Here is a 20,034-nt window from a genome sequence, read left to right as displayed (position 1 = left end):
AACCGCAGGTCAGCCTGCGCCTACCAGCCTCCCTACCGCCCGCCTACCTACCGCCCTACCGCCCTCCGACCGACATCTTCAGAAGAGGAAGACGATCATGGACGCCGAGCTCGCCGCCGCCATCGAAGAAGACGACCGCCTGGAAGATGCGGGGATGCACCCCGACGACCGCAGCACCTGCTGGACCCACCAGTGCCGGGCCGAGGACTGCGCCGACCGCCGGATGCACACCGACCCCCTCGCCCTGAGCTGAGCCCCCCGGGCTCTCCCCCCGCTGTCCCGAGGAAGACCCATTTCGGCCCGTGGCCGATGAGAGCTCTGCCATGCTCGGCAGATGCCGTACGAGTACTGGTGCGGGGTCTGCCGCACCGTCAGCGAGCATTCCAGTGAGGCCGAGGCGTCGGCCGAGCGCCGCGCGCACATCGCCACCGTGCACCACGGCCGGCGGCCCGACCGCGAGCGCCTTCGGGACCTCCAGCCAACGCCCGCTCCGGCCAGCCCACCACTTCGGTTCGGCCCGTCCCAGGCGCTGATCCTCGTTGCTGTCGTTCTCGCCGTACTCGTCGCCTGGTCCCTCCATCTGGCCCCACCCACCTCCCCGCACTCACCGCCCCGGCCCGCCCTGCCCACTCCCCAACCGCTGGATTCCCTGCTCGCCAGCGCCGGTGCGACCACCCCGGCCCACCAAGGGCCCTAACCGAACATCTCTCCAACCACGTCGAAGCGGCGGCCTGGCAGTGCCCGGCCGCCGCTTCCGTTTCGCCCACCTTCAGCACGAAGCCCCGCACCAACCGTCGGATTCTTGGCAGAGACGCGGCTGGTGCGGGGCGATCCGATCCCCTCTCAGAGACCAGAGGACTCCAGCATGCCCGGAAACACCACCTCGCCGCAGCCCCGTTGCGAGGCCGCCCACCTCGGCGACGCCAGCCCGTGTGAGGGCCCGCGTGACGCTGTGACCGTCGTCGCCCGCCACGGCGGCGCCGCCAAGGCCTGTGTGCACCACGGCACCCGGCTGTACGCCAGCCTCATCGGCCCCCGGGTCTACCCCGGCAGCGTCCCCGAGGCCGCCATCGAGGTCTACAACCGCGCCCAGACCACCTCCGCGTTTGCCTGGCTCGACCACCACCAGCTCCCCACGGAGGACGAGCGGTGAACGAGTACGCCCCGAACGTGATCCCGTTCCGGCCCGAGCCCGCCGAGGTGAAGGCCGCCGAGCAGGCCGTCATCGGCGCCGCCCTGCTCGACCCCGTCCAGATCCCCGCTCTGGCCGCCCAGCTCGGGGACCCGAGCGCGTTCTACCACCCCGCGCACGAGACGATCTGGCGCGCCATCACCCGCATGGCCGACGGCGAGCGGCCGGTGGACCCGGTGCTACTGGCCGGCGTCCTCCGTTCCCAGGGCGACCTGGGCCGCATCGGCGGGCCTGGCTACCTGCACACCTGCGTCGAGGCCACGCCCACCGCCGCGAACGGCGACTACTACGCCGAGATCGTGCGCATCGCCGCCGAGCGTCGCCGCATCGGCACCGCGACCAGCCGCCTCGCCCACATGGCCATGGCGGGCGAGGACCAGGAAGCCCTGGACGCCGTCCGCACCGCCGCCCTGTCCGTGCTCGCGGACCTCGCCTCCGGCGAGACCTGGCTCGACCCCGTCCCACTCGGCTCCCACGGCGCTCTGCCGACCTTCCCCGTCCGCGCCCTGCCCGGGTGGGTCGGCGCGTACGTGGAGGCGGTGGCGGAGTTCACCCAGACCCCGGCCGACATGGCCGCCACCATGTCCCTGGCCGCGCTGGCCACCGCCGCTGGCGGGCGGGTGAACGTGGAGATCCGGCCCGGCTGGCGCGAGCAGTCGAACCTCTACCTGGTCTGCGCGATGCCCCCGGCCAGCCGGAAGTCCGACGTGTTCGCGTTCCTGACCGGCCCCGTCTACCGAGTCGAGGACGAGCTGCGGGCCGAGGCCCGGGCCCGGATCATCGAGGCCGAGACCGCCAAGGACGCCGCGCTGGCCGAGGTCGAGGCGCTCATGGCCAAGGCCCGCAAGAACCCCGACCTCGACCGCGCGCACCTGGTGGCCGAGATCTCGGCCGCCCGGATGCTCGCCGACGAGATCGTCGTCCCGCCGAGCCCGCGGCTGACCCTGTCGGGGGACATCACCCCCGAGACCGTCACCCACCAACTCGGCGTCCACCGCTGCCTGGCCGCGCTCTCACCCGAGGGCGACCTGTTCGACAGCATCGTCGGCCGCTACAGCAGCAAGCCCAACCTCGGAGTCTTCCTCCAGGCCCACAAGGGCGAGCGGCTCCAGGCCGACCGGATCACCCGCGAGCAGCCCACCGTCGACAAGCCCGCGCTCACCATCGGCGTCACCCCGCAGCCCGCCGTGCTCCAGGAGCTCGGCGCCGCTCCCGGCGCCCGGGACCGCGGTCTGCTCGCCCGCTTCCTGTACTCCCTCCCGCCCTCCAACCTCGGCTACCGCAAGATCCGCACCACCCCCATCCCGGAGCCGGTCGCCACCACCTACGGCGTCCGCCTCTCGGCCCTGCTCCGCACCCTCACCGCGCTGGACGAGCCGGTCACCGTGAAGCTGACCGAGGCGGCCGACCTCGCCGTCGAGAAGCTCCAGGAGAAGTTCGAGGTCCAGCTCCGCCCGGACGAGCCGCTCGCCCACATCAAGGACTGGGCCGGCAAGCTCGTCGGCCACATCGCCCGCATCGCGGTGCTCCTCCACCTCGCCGACCACGTCGCCGGCGACTGGCGGGCGCCCGTCGAGGCCGCCACCGTCGATCGCGCCGCCGAGATCGCCGAGTACTACACCGCGCACACCCTCGCCGTCTTCGACCTCATCGCCGCCGACCCCGCCACCGAGGACGCCCACGCCCTCCTCCAGTGGCTCCAGCGGCCGAAGAAGGACGGCACCCACCGGACCCACATCAAGGCCCACGACGCCGTCGCCAGCAGCCGCCGGTTCAAGAAGGTCGCCGACGTCGAGCCCGCCCTGCAGCTGCTCGAACAGCACGGCTGGCTCCGCGCCGACCAGCCCCCAGCGGCCGGCCAGCGCGGCCGCCCGCAGGCCGTCACGTACCGCGTTCACCCGGCCGCGAGCAGCCCTACGGACACGGAAACGATCACGTGACCGTCAGGGATGTCAGGGCAAAGCCCTGACCAGCCACAACGCCGCCGGACGCCCCGTCAGGGAACGTCAGGGCTGTCAGGGATAACCGAGATCCCCTGACAGCCCTGACAACCCCTGACGCCTCGGCAGGCGGCATCTCCGCAGGTCAGTGAGTTCCCCTGACTCCCCTGACGCTCTCCGCCCTCCGCGTCCGTCGACGAGAGGGCCCGCACGGCTTCGCGACCTTCACCCACACCCCAGCAGGAGATTTCGCCATGCCCAAGCGCGAACTGCTCAAGCTCCCCGCCGTGCTCGCCGAACTCGGCATGTCCCGCGCCGCCTTCTACCGCATGCGCGCCCGGGGCAAGGCCCCACGCCTCATCAAGCTCCCCAACGGCCAGGTCCGGGTCGACCGGGCCGACCTGAACGCGTGGCTCGCCGCCTGCGAGGTGGCCGCCTGATGCCCACCTCCTACAAGGTCAAGTTCTGGGATCACCGGCACCGCCCGGACCGGCGGACACCCTGGATGGTCCGATGGACCGTCGCCGGGCGGGAGTTCTCCGAGTCCTTCCTGACCAAGACCGCGGCCGACGGCCGAAAGTCCGAGCTGATCTCCGCTCTCCGCGATGGGCAGCCGTTCGACGTCGACCGCGGTCTCCCCCTCTCCGAGCTCCGCAAGGAGAAGCAGATCAGCTGGTACGAGCTCGGCCGGAAATACGTCGAGGCCCGCTGGGAGGGGGCTCCGGCGAAGACCCGCACGACCTGGGCCGACGCCCTCGCCACGGTGACATTCGAGCTGGTGAAGTCGAAGGCCGGCATGCCGGACAAGCGGATCGTCCGGCGGGCGCTCTACAGCTGGGCCTTCAACGTGAACGCGTGGGGGGAGGAGCCGCCGGCCGACTGGGCCAAGGCCCTGGCGTGGGTGCAGAAGCAGTCCGTGGCGGTTTCCGCCTTCGAGGAGCCGCCGATGGTGCGCCGCCTGCTGAACGCCCTCGCGGTGAAGCTGGACGGCAAGAAGGCGGCCCCCTCGGTCATCCTGCGGAAGCGCCGCATCCTGGGCCACCTCTTCGGCTACGCCGTGGAGGAGGGCTACCTGACCGCCAACCCGCTGCCGACCGTCCAGTGGCAGCCGCCGGAGGCCGAGGAGGAGGTCGACCCGGGCCTGGTGGTCAACGAGGACCAGGCCGCCGCGCTCATCGAGGCGGTCGGACGCCAGGGGAAGCGCGGGGCCCACCTCCGGGCATTCTTCGCCTGCCTCTACTTCGGCTGGCTGCGGCCGGCCGAGGCCGTGTTCCTCACGCTCGCGCGTTGCCACCTCCCGGTCGAGGGCTGGGGCTACCTGGTCCTGGACGAGACCCGGCCGCGGGTCGGATCGTCCTGGACGGACGACGGGACCTCGCACGACAAGCGCGGGCTCAAGCACCGGGCCGAGAAGGCGACCCGCCGCGTCCCGATCCCGCCCGAGCTGGTGGCGATCCTGCGGGAGCACGTCGCAGCCTTCGGCGCCGCGCCCGACGGGCGGCTGTTCCGGACGTCCCGGGGCGGGATGGTGCAGGAGAGCGGGTACGGGGTCGTCTGGCAGCGGGCCCGCGCCGAGGTGCTGTCGCCGTCCGACTGCGCGACCAAGCTCGGCAAGCGGCCGTACGACCTGCGGCACGCCGGGATCTCGCTCGGGCTGAACTCCGGAGTCGACCCGACCGAGGTCGCCCGGCGGGCGGGGCACAGCGTCGCCGTCATGCTCCGGGTCTACGCGAAGTGCCTGCACGGCACCGTCGAGTACGCCAACGAGCTGATCTCGAAGCGACTCAACCGGAACCGCTCGGCGCCGCCGGCCCCGGATCCTGGTCCGTAGCTGGTCCGTATGCGCTGGTCAGCGCTGAGATTCGGGTGGCGCAAAGTGAGACAAGCCACTCGAACCGGGCGCCGAGCGCCCCTCACTTCAAGTAAACGAAAAAGCGGCCCCTCACCTACGTTTCCGCAGGTCAGGGACCGCTTTTCTATCCTGTGGCTGGTGCAGGGTTCGAACCTGCGTAGCTTACGCGGCAGATTTACAGTCTGCTCCCTTTGGCCGCTCGGGCAACCAGCCAGGATCTTGTCCCCCGGGGCGTCCGCCCCGTTCGACGTCGTAAACAATACCTGATGCCAGGGGGTGCTCCGCCACTCGATAGGTCACGTGACGATCAAGGGCCACGGCGTGGCTGTCGGGGGCGGGGGCGGGGTACCGCTGGATAGGCTGGGGAGGCGGACGCCCGGTGGGGCAGGCCGTGCCAGTGAAGCCAGAACACCAAGGAGACCAACACCCATGGCCGACTCCAGTTTCGACATCGTCTCGAAGGTCGAGTGGCAGGAGGTCGACAACGCGATCAACCAGACCTCCCGCGAGATCGCCACCCGTTTCGACTTCAAGGGCGTCGGCGGCGAGATCAGCCGCTCCGGCGAGAAGATCGAGATGAAGGCCAACGGCGAGGAGCGCGTGAAGGCCATCCTGGACGTCCTACAGGGCAAGTTCATCAAGCGCGGACTGTCGCTCAAGGCCCTGGACGCCGGCGAGCCGCAGCTGTCCGGCAAGGAGTACAAGATCTTCGCGGACATCAAGGAGGGCATCTCCACGGAGGATGCCAAGAAGGTCGCGAAGATCATCCGCGACGAGGGCCCGAAGGGCGTCAAGGCGCAGGTCCAGGGCGACGAGCTGCGGGTCAGCTCGAAGAGCCGCGACGACCTGCAGACCGTACAGGCACTGCTCAAGGGCAAGGACCTGGACTTCGCGATCCAGTACGTGAACTACCGCTGACCCCTGGAGGGTTGTGCGGCAGGGCCCCGCTCCCGGGAGCTTGAGCTCCGGGGGCGGGGCCTTTCGCGTGGGTGGGGTCAGCCGGCGGCGGGGCGGGGGTGGGTGGCCGTGGCGAGGGCTTGGGCCTGGGCGCGCAGGGTGGCGAGCTGGTCCAGCAGGGTGGCCGGGCCGGAGGTCTTGGGCAGGGTCGGGGCGGTCGCCGCCGGGGCGGCCGGGAGCTGGGCGATCAGGGTCTGCAGGGTGGTCTGCAGGGTGGCGACGAGCTGTTGGACGGCCGCGGGGTCGGGGGTGGTGGACGTGGCCTCCGAGAGCAGGCCGGCGATCTGGTTGATGACGTCGCCGAGAGTCCCGAGGGCCGCGCTCGGGTCCGGGGTCGCGGGCAGGGCCGGGACGGCGGGCAGGGCCGGGGCGGCGGGCACCGGAACGGTCGGCAGGGCCAGGTCCGGGGGCAGGAGCGGGGCGGCAACCACCACGTCGGCGGGCGCCGGGATGGCGGCGGGGTTCGGGGCGGAGGCGAGGGTGGTGCGCGGGGTCTCGGTTTGGCGGTCGGCGGCGGTGGCGAACGCCGTGGTGACCACGGTCAGCGCGAGGGCCGCGATCAGCGCGGCGACCATCCGGGTGGCACGCATGGGTGCTGCTCCCTCTCAAGTGCGAGTCAGGCGGGATCGCCTGCTTCACACGGTGGGGCAGCACTCCTGACGCAGCCACCGCAGCTACGCCGAACGACGAGCGACGGCCGGCCGACGATGAGCCATCCGGCGATGGGCCGCCCGACGGCGAGTCATCCGACGGCATCTCATCCGACGACCCCTCAGTCGGCGGCGGGTCAGTCGGCGGCCGCCCAGCCGCTGGTGCCGCGGTGGGCGGACAGGCCGACGGACTCGAACTCGTCCACCCGGCCGGCCTCGGTGCGGGCGCCGATCCGCCGCAGGGCGCGGGAGATCGGGGAGCCCTCGGGCGGGAAGGGTTCGAACTCTCCCTTGGTGAGCGGTCCGAGGACGATCCGGCCGTCCTCCCAGACGGCGGCACGCTGAGTGCCGCTGCCGCCGAAGTACTCGGCCTCCACGCAGGCGATCGGGCCGGCCTTGGACCAGGCGGCCAGCCGGAGTTCGAAGCCGCCCGGGTGCCAGCCGAAGCCGGCCCCCTCGGCGGGCTTCGTCGAGCCGTCGTCGGTCTGGAGGGCGGAGAGCACCGCGGGGGTGACCGGTATCAGGGCCAGACCCTGTGCCAGTGGCACCACCCGGGCCGTCGAGGTTTCCGCCGCGGCCACCGCCAACAGCTCGAATGTTCCTATCAGGGCCTGGAGTTCATAGGACATGCCGGTCATCGTGTCCCACCACACCGACAGTCGGCGCGGAGTTTATGATTCCGTGCCCGGCTGGAGTCCGTAGAGCAGGGTGAAGACCGTCACGTCCACCGCGTCCTCGGCCGTGCTGGGCGCTTCCTCGTTCAGCTCGTCGATGACTGCGGCGAGTTGGGTCCGCAGCCGGATCAGCCGGTCCGGGCTGAGCCGCAGCGTCGAGTGCACGAACAGTCCGGGCGGCCCGACCGATCCGTCCCGGGGCGAGCTGAAGTCCAGCCGCCCGCCGAGGACCTGGGCCCGGAAGTCGCCGCGGACCCGGTCCATGGCGGCCAGGATGGCGTCGTACGCCTCGGAGCGGCCCGGGGAGTCCGCGGTGAACATCTCCGGGGCGAGCCGGATCGACTCCTGGGCGGCGGCGTAGCGGCTCTCGACGATCCCGGAGACCAGCCGGGTGCCGGCCACGATGACCAGCCCTGCCTTCTCCAACTGCTTGATGTGGCGGTAGAGCTTGGTCTGCGGTTCGCCGAGCGCGGCGGCGATCTCCTTGGCGGTGAGCGGGCGCTCCTCGCCGGACTTCAGGGCGCCGAGGATGGCCAGCCGCAGCGGGTCGGCCAGCGCCTTGAGCACGGCGACGTCGGCCACCTGGCGTTCCTTGACCCAGGTGGTGGGTTGCTCGCCGCCGTCGGCGGGTTCCAGATCGTGCTCGGCCACGGGCACCACCTTGGCAGATCGGCCGCGCCGCACGCAATCACGCTCTGGTGAGCGCTCACCCTTGCGCAACCAATCATGCTTCCGACATCATTCACCACAACGTGAATGATGTCGGAAGCGCGAACGGTGGGGTGGACCATGGCGGGGAACAGAACGGCGGCTGACGAGTCGAGGACGGCGGCGGGGGCAGGAGAGACGGCAGCGGGGGCAGGAGAGGCGGCGGCGAAGGCCGCGACGGCCACGCCGCCCGTCCCGCTGCGACGGAACTTCCGCTTCCAGGCGCTCTGGGCCGGCCAGGCCGCCGCGACGCTCGGCATGCGGGTCGGCGACACCGCCTTCCCGCTGCTGGTCCTCGCGCTCACCGGTTCCTCCACCGCCGCCGGGGCCTTCGGGGCCGTACAGATGGTCACGACCCTGCTGCTGGGCGTCCACGGCGGCGTGGTCGCCGACCGCCTCGACCGCCGCCGGGTGCTGATCGCCTCCGACGCCGCCCGGCTGCTCGTCACGGCGACCGTCCCGGTGGCCATGGCCTTCGACCGGCTGACCCTGACCCACCTGCTGCTCGTCGCCGCCGCCGTCGGGGCGACCATCGCGTACAGCGGCCCGATCCGGCTGCTGGCTCTGCGCTCGGTGGTGGCGCCGGAGCAGCTGCCGCAGGCACTCGCCCAGGACGAGGCCCGGATGACCGGGGCCTCGCTGGCCGGTCCGCCGCTGGCCGGCTTCCTGTACGGGCTCGGCAGCGCGGTGCCGTTCCTCGGCACCGCGCTCGCCTCCCTGCTCGCGCTGGTGGCCGCGCTCGTGGTGCGCTTCCCCGGCCGCCCCGCCGACGCACAGCCGAGCGGCGAAACCGCCACACAGCCGAACCGCGAAACCGCCGCACAGCCGAACCGCGAACCGGGCGGCACGGAACCGGCCCCCGAGTCCGGCGGCGCCCTGGCCGGGTTCCGCCTGCTCGCCGCCTCCCCCCTGCTGCGCTCCGCCCTGGCCGTCCTGCTGGTGGTCAACCTCGCCGGGACGGCCCTGATGCTGCCGGTGATGGTGCTGCTGCGGGACGGGGGCACGGGCAGCGCCGGGATCGGCCTGGCGCTGGCCGGCGAGGCGGTGGGGGCGCTGGCCGGAGCGGTCCTGGTGTCCCGGCTGCACCGGTTGGCCGGGCCGGGCGTCCTGCTGCTGGTGGTGGCCTGGACCGCCGTGCCGGTGACGCTGGCGCCGCTGCTGCCGGGCGGGGTGGCCACCGTGTTCGCCGCGCTGTTCGTGGTGGGGATCGGCGTTCCGGCCCTGCGGGTGATGCTGGACCTGCTGGTGTTCCGGCAGGTGCCGGACGAGCTCCGCGGCCGGGTGATCGCGGCGACCATGACGCTGCTGACCGCGGGCATGCCGGCCGGAACGCTCGGCAGCGGCCTGCTGCTGGACCACCTCTCCCCCGCCGTCGCGCTGGCCGCGATCAGCGTCCTGCTCGCGGCCGCCCTGCTGCCCGCGACCGCGAGCCGTACGCTGCGCCGCGCCGCCTGGCCGGCGCCGCAGGATCCGGCGGCCCGCCCCTGACAGTCGCTCACCCGCGCGGGTGCACGCCGCATGCGGCGGCCTCGGCAACCGGGTGAACTGGCCGGGTACGGCCCGCCCCGGGGCCCTTCCCGGGCGGCGTCCGCGCCCGCGGCGCCGCGCGCCCGGACGCCGCGCAGCCGGCCGGGGCCGTACCGGAGGAGGACAGATGGGTTCCACGGACGCGCCCTCGCCCGGCCGGGGCGGCCCCGGCGAGGCCGCCGCCCCCGCCGCCCCCGACGGTCCCAGCAGGTCCGGTGACCCGAACAGCCCCGGTGACCAGGGCGACCCCGGCGGCCGGGGAGGCCCCGGTGACCGGAGGAGCCCCGGCGGCCCGATCACCCGTGAGCGGACCGGCGCGGTGGCCACCCGGGTGGTCACCGCACCCCGGATGTCCTGGCTGACGCTCGCCCTGATGACCACGAGTTCGGTGGCCAGCCTGCGCTCCGCCCCGACCATGGCCGTCTACGGCCTGGCCTGCGTCTTCCTCTACCTCGTCCCGGCGCTGGTGTTCCTGCTGCCGACCGCGCTGGTCTCCGCCGAGCTGGCGTCCGGCTGGGAGGGCGGCGTCTACCGCTGGGTCTCGGAGGGCCTGTCGAAGCCGCTGGGCTTCCTCGCCGTCTGGTGCCAGTTCGCGATGACGATCTTCTACTACCCGTCGCTGCTGGCGTACGTGGCATCGACGATCGCGTACGTGGTGAACCCGAGGCTGGCCAGCAACGGCCCGTACACCGCCGTGGTGATCATGGTGCTGTACTGGACCGGCGTCTGGGTCTCCTCGCGCGGGACGAAGGCCGTGGCCGGCCTGTCCTCGATGGGCCTGGTGATCGGCACGCTGATCCCCGGCACGCTGCTGGTGGTGCTCGGCTTCGTCTTCCTCGGCCAGGGCAACGGCTCCGCCGCTCCGATGGACTCCGCGCACCTGCTGCCGCAGTGGACCGGCCTGGCCAGCCTGGTGCTGATCGTCAACAACTTCCTCAGCTACTCAGGCATGGAGATGAACGCGGTGCACGTCTCCTCGCTGCGCAATCCGGCGCGGGAGTTCCCGCGCTCGATGTTCACCGCGTCGGCGATGGTGCTGCTGATCTTCATCCTGCCAGCGCTGGCGATCAGTTGGGTGGTGCCGTCCAGCGAGCTGAGCCTGACGGCCGGCGTGATGCAGGCCTTCGACGCCTTCTTCCAGTACTTCGACATCGGCTGGCTCACCCCGGTGATCGCGGTGGCGCTGGTCGCGGCCTCGCTCGGCGGCATGCTGACCTGGCTGGCCGGGCCGTCCAAGGGCCTGTTGATGATCTCCCGGCAGGAGGGCTACCTGCCGCCGTTCCTGCAGAGGCTGAACCGGGAGGGCGTCCAGCAGAACCTGCTGGTCGCCCAGGGCGTGGTCACCACGGCGATCGCCCTGCTGTACGCGCTGATCCCGAACGTCTCCAGCGCGTACTGGATCTTCTCGGTGATCACCACGCAGGTGTACCTGATCGTCTACCTGCTGATGTTCACCGCCGCGATCCGGCTGCGCCGCACCCGGCCGGACCACCCGCGCGGATACCGGGCCCCGGCGCTGGTGCCGATCTGCGTGGTCGGGCTGCTCGCCTCGGCGTGCGCGATGGCGATCGGCTTCGTACCGTCGTCCCAGTTCGGCAGCGGCAGCGTCTGGACGTACATCGGGATCGTCGGCGGCGGCCTGCTGGTCCTCGGCCTGCTGGTCCCGTACCTGTTCCTCAGGCTGCGCAAGCCCGGCTGGCGCTCCCCGGAGGCGGCGGCGGAGCTGGCCGCGCAGGAGTCGGCCGAGCTGCGCGGCGCCGCGGGCGGTGCGGCATGACCACCAGCCTGATGGCCTCCCGGCACCGCTGGATCTACCTCGGGGCGATCGGGCTGCTGGTCGCGATGCTGATCACCGGCCTGCTCTCGTTCACCCGGCTGCACGCCACCGACCAGGCCGACCGCAAGGCCGGGCAGCTCGCCCGGGCGCTGGGTTCGGCCGGCTATCCGGTGCCCGCGCGGGACCAGATCGTGCACACCCTGGGCGAGGACGGCGGCGCCGTCTGCGCGAACCCGTCGAACGCGCTGACCCAGGCGCAGTGGACGTCCGGCATGTCCAACGGCGCCGACGGGCCGGGCCAACGACCGGTGCTGTCCGACCGCGACGCGGTGCGGGCCGAGGCGATCGTGCTCTCGGTGTACTGCCCGGGCAGGCTCGCCGAGATCCAGGACAAGATCGACGACCTCAACTTGCAGGACACCGTCCGCAAGTAGCCCGCCCCGCCTTCGAGGAGGACCCGACCGTGCCTCGCCCCTTCACCACCGAGGACTACACCGCCCGGACGGCCCGGGCCGCCGCCGAAGCGACCGCCGCCGGACTGTCCGGCCTGGTCGTCGCCCCCGGCCCCGACCTGGTCTACCTGTGCGGCTACCAGCCCACCGCGATCACCGAGCGGCTCACCGCCCTGGTGATCACCGCCGGACGCGAACCCGCGCTGATCGTCCCCAGGTTGGAGCGCCCGGACGCCGAGAGGGCGGCCGGCGCCCCGGCCCTGCGGCTGCTCGACTGGACCGACGGCGAGGACCCGTACGCCACCGTCCGCCCGCTGCTCGACCCGGCCGGGCGGTACGGCATCTCCGACAACGCCTGGGCGATGCACCTGCTCGGCCTCCAGGCCGCGCTGCCCGGCACCGGCTTCACCTCGCTCACCGAGACCCTGCCGATGCTGCGCGCGGTCAAGGGCACCGAGGAACTGGAGCGGCTGGCCGCGGCCGGCGGCGCCGCGGACGCCGCCTACCGGGGCATCCTGGAGGTCGAGTTCGCCGGCCGCCGGGAGACCGACGTCGCCGCCGACCTCGGCGCACTGCTCATCAAGTACGGGCACAGTCAGGTCGACTTCACCGTGGTCGGCTCCGGCCCGAACGGCGCCGACCCGCACCACGAGGCCGGCGACCGGGTGATCCGGCCCGGCGACACCGTGGTGCTGGACTTCGGCGGGCTCAAGGACGGCTACGGCTCCGACACCACCCGCACCGTGCACGTCGGCACCGAGGTGCCGGCGGAGGTCCAGAAGGTGCACGACGTGGTCCGGCTCGCCCAGCAGACCGCGTTCGAGGCGGTCCGACCCGGGGTCAGCTGCCAGGAGATCGACCGGACCGCCCGCCGGGTGATCACCGAGGCCGGCTTCGGCGAGTACTTCATCCACCGCACCGGGCACGGCATCGGCATCACCACGCACGAACCGCCGTACCTGGTCGAGGGCGAGGAGCGGCCGCTGGTGTCCGGCATGTGCTTCTCCATCGAGCCCGGCGTCTACCTGCCCGGCCGCTTCGGGGTGCGGATCGAGGACATCGTCACCGTCACCCCCACCGGCGGCCGCCGGCTCAACAACACCCCGCACGAGCTGGGCTCCGTCTCATGACGGGTCCGTCACCCCGCTGCTCCGCCGTCAGAACGGCGGTCCGACTGTGCGACTTTCTTACGAGGCGGTCATGGTTCACCCAGAGTCCTCCAAGTTTGCGTTGGTAGTTTCGGTGAGCATGACGAAGCTGCTCAGCCCGGCCCCGCCCACCCCGGCGCGGGCCGGGCGACTGCGACCCGTGACCGCCCGCCCCCGCCGTACCGGTCTGTCGAGACTCCGGCTGCTGGCCTGGCCGGTCTACCTGACCGCGCTCGTCTGGTACCTGCGCACCCAGGGCATGGCCTTCGCCAACGACGTGGTGTTCCTGTGGCTGATCGGCGCCCTGCTGACGGCGGCCGTGCACAGCGGGCACGGCCGACGCGGCTTCCTGCTGGTGCTGCGCGACTGGGTGCCGGTGATGGCCGCGGTCTGGACGTACTCGCTGCTGCGCGGCTACGGCGCGCACACCCCGTGGGCCCCGCACTGGCTGCCGCAACTGCGCGCCGACGAGGTGCTCGGCTTCGGCGAGACCTGGACCGTCCGGCTCCAGCACGCGCTGTGGACGCCCGGCTCGCCGCACTGGTACGACTACGCGGCGACCGTCGTCTACCTCTCGCACTTCTTCCTGGTCTTCGTCCTGCTCGCGGTGCTCTGGCGGCGCCGGCACGAGCGGTTCCGGCAACTGCTCGCCTGCTACCTGCTGCTCACCTTCGCCGGCTTCGCCACGTACCTGCTCTACCCGGCCGACCCGCCGTGGCTGGTCGCCCAGGAGGGCCACCTGCCGGGGCTCACCCGGGTCGTATGGGACGTGATCTCCACGAGCGGGCTGCCGCAGGCCAACTCGCTGGTCGAGAACGGCAGCCAGTTCGCCAACGACGTCGCCGCGATGCCCTCGCTGCACTCCGCCTACCCGGCGATGCTGCTGTTCTTCTTCTGGCCGACGGCCCGCCCCTGGCTGCGGGCGCTGCTGGTCGCCTATCCGCTCGCGATGGCGTTCACCCTCGTGTACGGCGCCGAGCACTTCATCGTGGACATCTTCGCGGGCTGGGCGTACGCGGCGCTGGTGGTGTTCGGCCTCCGCTGGCTACGGAACCGGCGTACCCGGCTCATCAGGGAACGGGCAGACTTGGCCGGGTGCCGAACCAGCCCCTCCCTCCCGTGAAGCCCACCGCCGAACAGCTCCAGGCGGCCAAGGACACCACCATCCCGGACGTCACCGGGCCCGGACTGCGGGTGCTGTTCTGCGGCATCAACCCGGGCCTGTGGTCCGGCGCCACCGGGCACCACTTCGCCCGCCCCGGAAACCGCTTCTGGCCCGCCCTGCACCGCTCCGGCTTCACCCCGCGCCAGTTCCGCCCGGACGAGCAGGGCGAACTGCCCGCGCTCGGCCTGGGCATCACCAACGTCGCCCCGCGCACCACCGCCAAGGCCGACGAGCTGACCGCCGAGGAACTGCGCGAGGGCGGCGCCGCGCTCACCGAACGCGTGCTGCGGCTGCGCCCGCGCGTCCTGGCCGTGCTCGGCATCGGTGCCTACCGGACGGCCTTCGGGCAGCGGCGGGCCGCGATCGGCCGCCAGCCGGAGGGCATCGGCGACACCGAGGTGTGGGTGCTGCCCAACCCGAGCGGGCTCAACGCGCACTACACGCTGGACGGGCTGGCCGCCGAGTTCCGCCGGCTCCGGGACGCGCTGGACGGCTGACGGCCGCCGGAGCCGGACAGGCGGCCCGCCAGGGGCGGCCCGCCAGACGACTCGTCAGGCCGCCGTCAGCCCCGCCGGCAGCGGGAGCCGGCGCAGCTCGCGGATCAGCGCCCGGACGGCGGCCGTCCCGGCCAGCTCGGGCGTGGTGACGTACCCGACGAACCGGCTGGGCGGGTGCGGCCCGAGGTCGGCGACGGCGAGGCCGGCCGGGGCACCGAGCAGCGCGGTCCGGGGCATGATCGCCATGCCGAGGCCCTGCGAGACGAGCGAGACGGCCACCGTGTCGTCCTCGACGTCGATGGTCGCGGGCGGGATCCAGTCCTGCCTCCGCCACCAGTCCCGGGTGTGCGAATCGCAGTTCTCGTCCCAGTCGACCAGCGGCAGCCCGCGCGGCGCCGGATGGCCCCGCTGGTGCGCGAGCGCGTACGACTCCTCGTACAGGCGCACCGCGACCAGGCCCGGGACGGGCGGCGGGCCGTCGGCGTCCAGGGTTGCCAGCCCGAGGTCGGCCCGGCCGTCGGCGACCTCTCCGGCGGTGCCGCGGCCGAGTTCCCGGACGATCCGGACCTGCGCCGTCAGCCCCGGGTGGCGGGCGGCCAGCCCGGCCAGCACGGGCGGCAGCAGGTGGGCGGCTGCGCTGCGGAAGGCGGCGATCCGCAGCGTGCCGGTCAGCGGCCCCGCCGTACCCGCGCCCCGCACCTCGGCGCCCATCGCGGCCAGCAGCCGCAGGATCCGGCGGGCGTACGCCACCGCACGCGCGCCGGCGTCGGTGAGGCGTGCGCCGTGGCGCCCACGGTCGAAGAGCACCGCGCCGAGCTTCCGCTCGCAGGCGCGCACGGCGTGCGATACGGCGGACTGGGTGGTGTCCAGGCGCGCGGCGGCGGCCGTGAAGCTGCCCTCCTCCTCGACCGCGACCAGGATCCGCAGCTCGTGCGGGGCGAGATCGGTCATGCGTCCGAATCTACCGGCATCCATCGATCCCGCTCATGGAAGCCGCCGTTCCATCGACGCGGACCCCTCCCCGGCCGCTCACCCGCTTCCTACGGTGGGCGCGTCCGCCCGTCGCCTCCCGTTCGGAGCAACCCGATGCCCCGCCCCACCGCGCACGCCGTCCACCTGGTGTCCCGTCCCGACGGCGCCCCGACCGCCGGGAACTTCGCCTTCGTCGAGGAACGCGTCCCGGCGCTCGCCGCCGGCGAGGCCCTGGTCGAGAACACCCACCAGTCCGTCGACCCGTACATGCGCGAGGAGATGGAGGAGGGTGGCTGGGAGCTGCACGCCCCGCTGGAGGGCCGCACCCTCGGCCGGGTGGTCGAGTCCCGCGCCGGCACCCTGCCGGTCGGCGCGCTGGTCTTCCACCGCCAGGCCTGGCGCACCCACTCGGTGGTCACCGCCGGGAGCGCGAGCCCGCTGCCCGACCTGGACGGCGTCCCGCTCAGCGCCCACCTGTCGGTGCTCGGCGGCACCGGCCTGTCTGCCTGGGTCGGCCTCACCCGGATCGCCCGGCTGCAACCCGGCGAGACGGTCTTCATCTCGGCGGCGGCCGGCGGGGTCGGCACCGCCGCCGGCCAGTTCGCCCGACTGCTCGGCGCCGGTCGGATCATCGGCAGCACCGGCTCCGCCGCCAAGGCCGCCCACCTCACCGGGCACCTCGGCTTCGACGCCGCCTTCGACTACCACGACGGGCCGATCGCCGACCGGCTCCGCGAGGCCGCCCCCGAAGGGCTGCACGTCTACCTGGACAACGTCGGCGGCGACCACCTGGAGGGCGCCATCAGCGCCATGCGCGACCACGGCCGGATCGCCTGGTGCGGCGCCGTCGCCCAGTACAACCACCTCGGGAACCCGCCCGCCGCCCCGCGCAACCTCTTCGACGTGGTCGGCAGGAGCCTGCGGCTGGAGGGCTTCCTGGTCCGCGACCACCGCGACGCCCACCCCGAGCTGTACGAGTTCCTCGTCCCGCACCTGCGCTCCGGCGCGGTGGTCCCGGACGAGACGATCGTGGACGGCTTCGAGCACGTGGTGGACGCCTTCCTCGGCATGCTGCGCGGCACCAACACCGGCAAGATGATCGTCCGGCTCGCCGAGTAGGCCGCGCCCGGTGGATGCCGCCGGGCCCGACGGCATCCACCGAAACGCGTCCGGGATCCAGTGGTACGACCCGGTCACTCCGGCAGCACGGCCAGCTCCAGGGCGGCCAGCCGCGCCGGGTCGGCGACCACCTCGTAGCCGGCCACCAGGCCGTCCGCCACCGCCACCCGCAGCACCAGCCGCAACCGCCCGCCCGGGGCGATCACGATCCCCGGCACCCCGTCCACCAGTGCCACCGCGCCGAACCGGGCCCGCCGGCCGAACACCGTCGTCTCCCGGGCCACCGTCTCCGCGCCCCGGGCCACCGGGGAACGCCCGGCCGGCAGCGCGGCCGGATCGGCCCGGCGCACCACGTCCGGAGCCAGGACCGCCAGCAGCGCGGCCAGGTCCCCGCCCCGGGCGGCGGACAGGAACGCCTCCACCACCCGCCGGTGCCCGGCCAGCCGCTCCGGCGGCAGCGCGGCCGCCCCGCGCACCCGCTGCCGGGCCCGGCTGGCCAGCTTCTTGGCGGCCACCGGGGTCCGGCCGACGATCGGCGCGATCTGCTCGAACGGCACCGCGAAACCGTCGTGCAGCACGAAGGCGACCCGCTCGGCCGGCCCCAGCCGGTCCAGCACCACCAGCAGCGCCCGACCCACCGAGTCGACCAGCAGCGCCTCCCGCTCCGGGTCCGCGCCCTCGGCCCCCGCCCCGGCCGCCGGGTCCGGCAGACCGGACGGCAGCCCGGCACCGGTCGGCTCCTCGCGGCGCACCGCGCGGGCCCGCAGCACGTCCAGGCAGATCCGCGACACCACCGTGGTCAGCCAGCCCGGCAGGTTGTCCACCTCGTCCGGGCCGGCCCGGTCCAGCCGCAGCCACGCCTCCTGGACGGCCTCCTCCGCCTCGCCCGTCGACCCGAGCATCCGCTGGGCGACCGCCCGCAGCCTCCCCCGCTCGGCCTCGAACCGCGCCGCCAGCACCTCGTCCCCGTCCATCGGTCACCTTTCCTCGGCCCCGCCCGTCACACCGATGACGATCCACCCACCACCGAAGTGACGGGAGAACGCTGTGACCACCACCACCCTGCTGCACCTGGACTCCAGCATCAGCCTCGGCGACTCGGTCAGCCGCGCGCTGACCGCCCGGTTCGCCGCCGCCTGGCGCGCCCGGCACGGCTCCGCCGGCCGGTACGTCTACCGGGACCTCGCCGCCGAGCCGGTCGCCGCGATCGGCGCCGGGTACGCCATGCTCGGCCGCCGCGTCGAACGCAAGGGGACCATCCCGGCCTCCGACATCGCCGCCCTCGCCGAAGGCCCGGACGAGGAACACGAGTGGTCCCTCACCCACCCGCTGGTCGACCGGCTGCTCGCCGCCGACACCGTGCTGCTCGGCGTGCCGATGTACAACCTCACCGTCCCGGCCGTGTTCAAGGCCTGGATCGACCGGATCAGCTTCCCCGGCGTCTACACCGACCCGGCCACCGGCGAGAGCCTGCTGCGCCGCACCCGGGTCGTCGTCGCGGCCGCCCGCGGCGGCGGCTACGGCCCCGGCACCCCGCGTGAGGCCTTCGACTTCCAGACCCCGTACCTGCGGGCCTACTTCGCCAGGCTCGGCGTCCCGGCCGAGCACCTGCACATCGTCCCGGCCGAACTCACCCGCGCCGACGACGTCCCCGCCCTCGCCGGGCTGCAGCCGATCGCCGCGAAGTCCCTGGCCGACGCCGAGGCCGCCCTGGACGCGCTCGCCACTGCCTGATCCACCCGGTCTACAGCGGGGTGACGGCCTTCAGCACCACCAGCAGGGCCACGGCGGCGTTGAGCGCGCACAGCGCCGACGCCGCCGTACCGGCCGCGGCGACCATCGCGGCCAGGCCCGCCCGGGTCTTCGCCGGGGGCCAGTTGCGGGACGTCGGCACCGGGCCGAGCAGTGCGGCGACCCGGCGCGGCACCGGGCCGGGCGCGGGCGCCGGGGCGGCGAAGGCCGCGAAGCCGGGCGCCGGCGCCGCGTGCGACACCAGGGCCGCCCGGGCCACCGCCCGCGCGGTGATCCGGCGGTCCCCCACCTCCTGCGCCGACTCCTCGTCCGCCCAGCGCTCCGCGCTGAACGCCACCGCGTACTGCAGCGGCCGCAGGAACGGGTTGACGCAGGCGGCCAGTTGGGTGGTCAGCAGGTACCGGTGGTGGCGGTGGCGCAGGTGTGCCCGCTCGTGCGCGAGCAGCGCCTCCCGCTCGTCCTCGGGCAGCCCGGCCAGCATCCCGGTGGAGACCACCACCCGCCCCGGCGAACCGGGCAGCGCGTACGCGTACGGGCTGCGGTCCGGCAGCACCGCGAGATCGCCGGCCGACTCCGGCCCCGCCGGCAGCCCGGTCAGCGCCCGCCGGGCCCGGGAGCGCACCCGCAGGTGCCGGCCGACCGTCCGGGCACAGGCCGCGGCCACCAGGACCAGCAGCCACATCGCGGCCGTCCCGAACGTCTCGTGGTACGGCAGCGCGGCCCGCACCTCCGGATCGGACCAGCTGTCCGGCAGCGGGTTGCCGGGGATCTGCGCGGTGCCCACCACGCCGATCAGGCCGAGGCAGAGCACACTGCACACCGCCATCACCGCGCTGATCACGGTCATCAGCCGGGCCGCACCGCGCGGGTGCAGGTGCTGCTCGGTGAGACGCGCGATCGGCACCGCGGTCAGCGGCAGGATGAGCGGGAGGAAGACGAAGAAGCCCACGGGTCAGCTCTCACGGTCGGCCGCTGCCGGATCGACGGACGCGGCGTCCAGCAGCGCCCGCAGCAGGTCCTCGTCGTGCGGGAGCAGCGCGCTCACGAAGCTGGCCAGGACGGCGTCCCGGTCCGCTTCTCCGTCGAGCATCCGGCGCATCCGCAGGGCCGCCAGCCCGGCCGCGTCGGAGGAGGCCTGCCACAGGTAGGAGCGGCCCGAACGGGACCGCGAGACGGCGCTCTTGGCGTGCAGCCGGGACAGGATGGTCATCACGGTGGTGTACGCCAGGTCGCCCTCCAGGCGTTCCTGGACCCACCCCGCGGTGGCCGGGCCGGGCGCCCGTTGGAGCACCGCGAGTACCTGTGCCTCCAACTCGCCCTGGCCGCGCCTTCGGACGGGCGCTTCCGCGGCCGCCGGAGCGTGCCTCTCGTCTGCCATGACGGCCCACTCCCTCCGGATGCCGCGCCCCGGAGCCGGCGGGGCACCCGCTCATCCTAACGAGCGCGGGCCCGGCGCGAACCGGTTCGCGCCGGGCTTCCCGTCCCCACCGCCCTCGGCCCCCGCTCCCGGACCCCGGCCCCCGAACCCCCGTCACGCTCGCCGGGCCGGCTCCGGGCGTACCGCGGGGCCCGCACGACGCGTCGCCCGAACGGCCCCGGCCCGGTTGCCCGGCGCCCCGGCCCGACGGACGGTCGAAGTCCGTACGGTCCGC

22 protein-coding genes and 1 tRNA gene are annotated in these 20,034 nt (G+C 73.6%); 15 read left to right on the top strand and 8 right to left on the bottom strand.

Translation table 11 applies throughout. The features are described from left to right. Positions 1 to 97 precede the first annotated feature (97 nt). The 6 genes from AB0O19_RS05205 to AB0O19_RS05180 all read left to right on the top strand — a co-directional run bounded on the left by AB0O19_RS05205 (position 98) and on the right by AB0O19_RS05180 (position 4,963). The gene (locus tag AB0O19_RS05205) at positions 98 to 253 is read left to right on the top strand and encodes a hypothetical protein (protein WP_363617911.1); all 156 of its coding nucleotides are present in this window, start codon (positions 98 to 100) and stop codon (positions 251 to 253) included. A gap of 81 nt (positions 254 to 334) precedes the next feature. Then, the gene (locus tag AB0O19_RS05200) at positions 335 to 697 is read left to right on the top strand and encodes a hypothetical protein (RefSeq protein WP_363617909.1); all 363 of its coding nucleotides are present in this window, start codon (positions 335 to 337) and stop codon (positions 695 to 697) included. Between the two features lie 168 nt (positions 698 to 865). Continuing rightward, positions 866 to 1,153: a hypothetical protein gene (locus tag AB0O19_RS05195; protein WP_363617907.1), complete on the top strand. Its 288-nt coding sequence runs from the start codon at positions 866 to 868 to the stop codon at positions 1,151 to 1,153. Further along, complete coding sequence (locus AB0O19_RS05190; protein ID WP_363617905.1) at positions 1,150 to 3,132, top strand: DUF3987 domain-containing protein; 1,983 nt, start codon at positions 1,150 to 1,152, stop codon at positions 3,130 to 3,132. Before AB0O19_RS05195 ends, AB0O19_RS05190 begins: the two co-directional genes overlap by 4 nt. A gap of 254 nt (positions 3,133 to 3,386) precedes the next feature. Continuing rightward, on the top strand, positions 3,387 to 3,572 hold the full coding sequence (locus AB0O19_RS05185; RefSeq protein ID WP_363617903.1) for a helix-turn-helix domain-containing protein: 186 nt from the start codon (positions 3,387 to 3,389) through the stop codon (positions 3,570 to 3,572). Further along, positions 3,572 to 4,963 (top strand): site-specific integrase, encoded by a 1,392-nt coding sequence (locus AB0O19_RS05180; RefSeq protein WP_363617901.1) that lies wholly within the window; start codon positions 3,572 to 3,574, stop codon positions 4,961 to 4,963. Before AB0O19_RS05185 ends, AB0O19_RS05180 begins: the two co-directional genes overlap by 1 nt. 153 nt (positions 4,964 to 5,116) lie before the next feature. Here AB0O19_RS05180 and AB0O19_RS05175 read toward each other — a convergent pair. Beyond that, positions 5,117 to 5,197, bottom strand: a tRNA-Tyr gene (locus AB0O19_RS05175). A gap of 216 nt (positions 5,198 to 5,413) precedes the next feature. Between AB0O19_RS05175 and AB0O19_RS05170 the strand changes: the two genes are divergently transcribed. Next, positions 5,414 to 5,902: a YajQ family cyclic di-GMP-binding protein gene (locus tag AB0O19_RS05170; RefSeq protein ID WP_063348915.1), complete on the top strand. Its 489-nt coding sequence runs from the start codon at positions 5,414 to 5,416 to the stop codon at positions 5,900 to 5,902. A gap of 77 nt (positions 5,903 to 5,979) precedes the next feature. Here the strand turns inward: AB0O19_RS05170 and AB0O19_RS05165 are convergent, their stop codons facing one another. The 3 genes from AB0O19_RS05165 to AB0O19_RS05155 form a co-directional block, all read right to left on the bottom strand. Then, a complete protein-coding gene (locus tag AB0O19_RS05165) occupies positions 5,980 to 6,531 on the bottom strand; it encodes a hypothetical protein (RefSeq protein WP_363617899.1) in 552 nt (183 codons plus the stop codon). Between the two features lie 197 nt (positions 6,532 to 6,728). Next, positions 6,729 to 7,220 (bottom strand): hypothetical protein, encoded by a 492-nt coding sequence (locus AB0O19_RS05160; protein ID WP_363579988.1) that lies wholly within the window; start codon positions 7,218 to 7,220, stop codon positions 6,729 to 6,731. Positions 7,221 to 7,262: 42 nt separating this feature from the next. Continuing rightward, the gene (locus AB0O19_RS05155; RefSeq protein WP_363579986.1) at positions 7,263 to 7,916 is read right to left on the bottom strand and encodes a helix-turn-helix domain-containing protein; all 654 of its coding nucleotides are present in this window, start codon (positions 7,914 to 7,916) and stop codon (positions 7,263 to 7,265) included. A gap of 138 nt (positions 7,917 to 8,054) precedes the next feature. On the opposite strand from AB0O19_RS05155, the gene AB0O19_RS05150 reads away from it, so the two are divergent. The 6 genes from AB0O19_RS05150 to mug all read left to right on the top strand — a co-directional run bounded on the left by AB0O19_RS05150 (position 8,055) and on the right by mug (position 14,539). Continuing rightward, positions 8,055 to 9,461 (top strand): MFS transporter, encoded by a 1,407-nt coding sequence (locus AB0O19_RS05150; protein WP_363617897.1) that lies wholly within the window; start codon positions 8,055 to 8,057, stop codon positions 9,459 to 9,461. A gap of 388 nt (positions 9,462 to 9,849) precedes the next feature. After that, positions 9,850 to 11,277 carry an APC family permease gene (locus AB0O19_RS05145; protein WP_363618049.1) on the top strand — a complete coding sequence of 476 codons (1,428 nt, stop codon included), beginning with the start codon at positions 9,850 to 9,852 and terminating at the stop codon, positions 11,275 to 11,277. Further along, the gene (locus AB0O19_RS05140) at positions 11,274 to 11,711 is read left to right on the top strand and encodes a hypothetical protein (RefSeq protein WP_063348912.1); all 438 of its coding nucleotides are present in this window, start codon (positions 11,274 to 11,276) and stop codon (positions 11,709 to 11,711) included. Before AB0O19_RS05145 ends, AB0O19_RS05140 begins: the two co-directional genes overlap by 4 nt. Before the next feature lie 29 nt (positions 11,712 to 11,740). Continuing rightward, a complete protein-coding gene (locus tag AB0O19_RS05135; protein ID WP_363617894.1) occupies positions 11,741 to 12,859 on the top strand; it encodes an aminopeptidase P family protein in 1,119 nt (372 codons plus the stop codon). Positions 12,860 to 12,977: 118 nt separating this feature from the next. Then, entirely contained in the window at positions 12,978 to 14,000 is a 1,023-nt protein-coding gene (locus AB0O19_RS05130) for a phosphatase PAP2 family protein (RefSeq protein WP_363617892.1), read from the top strand. Beyond that, positions 13,997 to 14,539 (top strand): G/U mismatch-specific DNA glycosylase, encoded by a 543-nt coding sequence (mug, locus tag AB0O19_RS05125; protein ID WP_363617890.1) that lies wholly within the window; start codon positions 13,997 to 13,999, stop codon positions 14,537 to 14,539. Before AB0O19_RS05130 ends, mug begins: the two co-directional genes overlap by 4 nt. A 54-nt stretch (positions 14,540 to 14,593) precedes the next feature. Here the strand turns inward: mug and AB0O19_RS05120 are convergent, their stop codons facing one another. Beyond that, positions 14,594 to 15,490 carry a LysR family transcriptional regulator gene (locus AB0O19_RS05120; protein WP_363617888.1) on the bottom strand — a complete coding sequence of 299 codons (897 nt, stop codon included), beginning with the start codon at positions 15,488 to 15,490 and terminating at the stop codon, positions 14,594 to 14,596. 135 nt (positions 15,491 to 15,625) lie between these two features. Between AB0O19_RS05120 and AB0O19_RS05115 the strand changes: the two genes are divergently transcribed. Then, positions 15,626 to 16,630 carry an NADP-dependent oxidoreductase gene (locus AB0O19_RS05115; protein ID WP_350877000.1) on the top strand — a complete coding sequence of 335 codons (1,005 nt, stop codon included), beginning with the start codon at positions 15,626 to 15,628 and terminating at the stop codon, positions 16,628 to 16,630. Between the two features lie 74 nt (positions 16,631 to 16,704). Here AB0O19_RS05115 and AB0O19_RS05110 read toward each other — a convergent pair whose 3' ends face one another. Beyond that, on the bottom strand, positions 16,705 to 17,604 hold the full coding sequence (locus AB0O19_RS05110; RefSeq protein WP_363617886.1) for a sigma-70 family RNA polymerase sigma factor: 900 nt from the start codon (positions 17,602 to 17,604) through the stop codon (positions 16,705 to 16,707). A 73-nt stretch (positions 17,605 to 17,677) separates the two neighbouring features. Between AB0O19_RS05110 and AB0O19_RS05105 the strand changes: the two genes are divergently transcribed. Next, positions 17,678 to 18,364, top strand: coding sequence for an NAD(P)H-dependent oxidoreductase (locus tag AB0O19_RS05105; RefSeq protein WP_363617884.1), 687 nt, complete (start codon positions 17,678 to 17,680; stop codon positions 18,362 to 18,364). 10 nt (positions 18,365 to 18,374) lie between these two features. Here AB0O19_RS05105 and AB0O19_RS05100 read toward each other — a convergent pair whose 3' ends face one another. Both AB0O19_RS05100 and AB0O19_RS05095 read right to left on the bottom strand, forming a co-directional pair. Then, a complete protein-coding gene (locus AB0O19_RS05100) occupies positions 18,375 to 19,331 on the bottom strand; it encodes a M48 family metalloprotease (protein ID WP_350876994.1) in 957 nt (318 codons plus the stop codon). A 3-nt stretch (positions 19,332 to 19,334) separates the two neighbouring features. After that, positions 19,335 to 19,760, bottom strand: coding sequence for a BlaI/MecI/CopY family transcriptional regulator (locus AB0O19_RS05095; protein WP_350876992.1), 426 nt, complete (start codon positions 19,758 to 19,760; stop codon positions 19,335 to 19,337). Between the last annotated feature and the right edge of the window lie 274 nt (positions 19,761 to 20,034).

Source organism: Kitasatospora sp. NPDC091276 (genome assembly GCF_040684355.1).
Taxonomy (GTDB): Bacteria; Actinomycetota; Actinomycetes; order Streptomycetales; family Streptomycetaceae; genus Kitasatospora.
This window is presented reverse-complemented; position numbering and strand designations above follow the sequence as displayed.

Excerpts from the sequence above, each read along its gene's own strand:
- AB0O19_RS05205 (WP_363617911.1), top strand. The coding sequence starts at position 98 with ATGGACGCCGAGCTCGCCGCCGCCATCGAAGAAGACGACCGCCTGGAA.
- AB0O19_RS05200 (WP_363617909.1), top strand. The coding sequence starts at position 335 with ATGCCGTACGAGTACTGGTGCGGGGTCTGCCGCACCGTCAGCGAGCAT.
- AB0O19_RS05195 (WP_363617907.1), top strand. The coding sequence starts at position 866 with ATGCCCGGAAACACCACCTCGCCGCAGCCCCGTTGCGAGGCCGCCCAC.
- AB0O19_RS05185 (WP_363617903.1), top strand. The coding sequence starts at position 3,387 with ATGCCCAAGCGCGAACTGCTCAAGCTCCCCGCCGTGCTCGCCGAACTC.
- AB0O19_RS05180 (WP_363617901.1), top strand. The coding sequence starts at position 3,572 with ATGCCCACCTCCTACAAGGTCAAGTTCTGGGATCACCGGCACCGCCCG.
- AB0O19_RS05170 (WP_063348915.1), top strand. The coding sequence starts at position 5,414 with ATGGCCGACTCCAGTTTCGACATCGTCTCGAAGGTCGAGTGGCAGGAG.
- AB0O19_RS05165 (WP_363617899.1), bottom strand. The coding sequence starts at position 6,531 with ATGCGTGCCACCCGGATGGTCGCCGCGCTGATCGCGGCCCTCGCGCTG.
- AB0O19_RS05160 (WP_363579988.1), bottom strand. The coding sequence starts at position 7,220 with ATGTCCTATGAACTCCAGGCCCTGATAGGAACATTCGAGCTGTTGGCG.
- AB0O19_RS05150 (WP_363617897.1), top strand. The coding sequence starts at position 8,055 with ATGGCGGGGAACAGAACGGCGGCTGACGAGTCGAGGACGGCGGCGGGG.
- AB0O19_RS05145 (WP_363618049.1), top strand. The coding sequence starts at position 9,850 with ATGTCCTGGCTGACGCTCGCCCTGATGACCACGAGTTCGGTGGCCAGC.
- AB0O19_RS05140 (WP_063348912.1), top strand. The coding sequence starts at position 11,274 with ATGACCACCAGCCTGATGGCCTCCCGGCACCGCTGGATCTACCTCGGG.
- AB0O19_RS05130 (WP_363617892.1), top strand. The coding sequence starts at position 12,978 with ATGACGAAGCTGCTCAGCCCGGCCCCGCCCACCCCGGCGCGGGCCGGG.
- AB0O19_RS05120 (WP_363617888.1), bottom strand. The coding sequence starts at position 15,490 with ATGACCGATCTCGCCCCGCACGAGCTGCGGATCCTGGTCGCGGTCGAG.
- AB0O19_RS05115 (WP_350877000.1), top strand. The coding sequence starts at position 15,626 with ATGCCCCGCCCCACCGCGCACGCCGTCCACCTGGTGTCCCGTCCCGAC.
- AB0O19_RS05110 (WP_363617886.1), bottom strand. The coding sequence starts at position 17,604 with ATGGACGGGGACGAGGTGCTGGCGGCGCGGTTCGAGGCCGAGCGGGGG.
- AB0O19_RS05095 (WP_350876992.1), bottom strand. The coding sequence starts at position 19,760 with ATGGCAGACGAGAGGCACGCTCCGGCGGCCGCGGAAGCGCCCGTCCGA.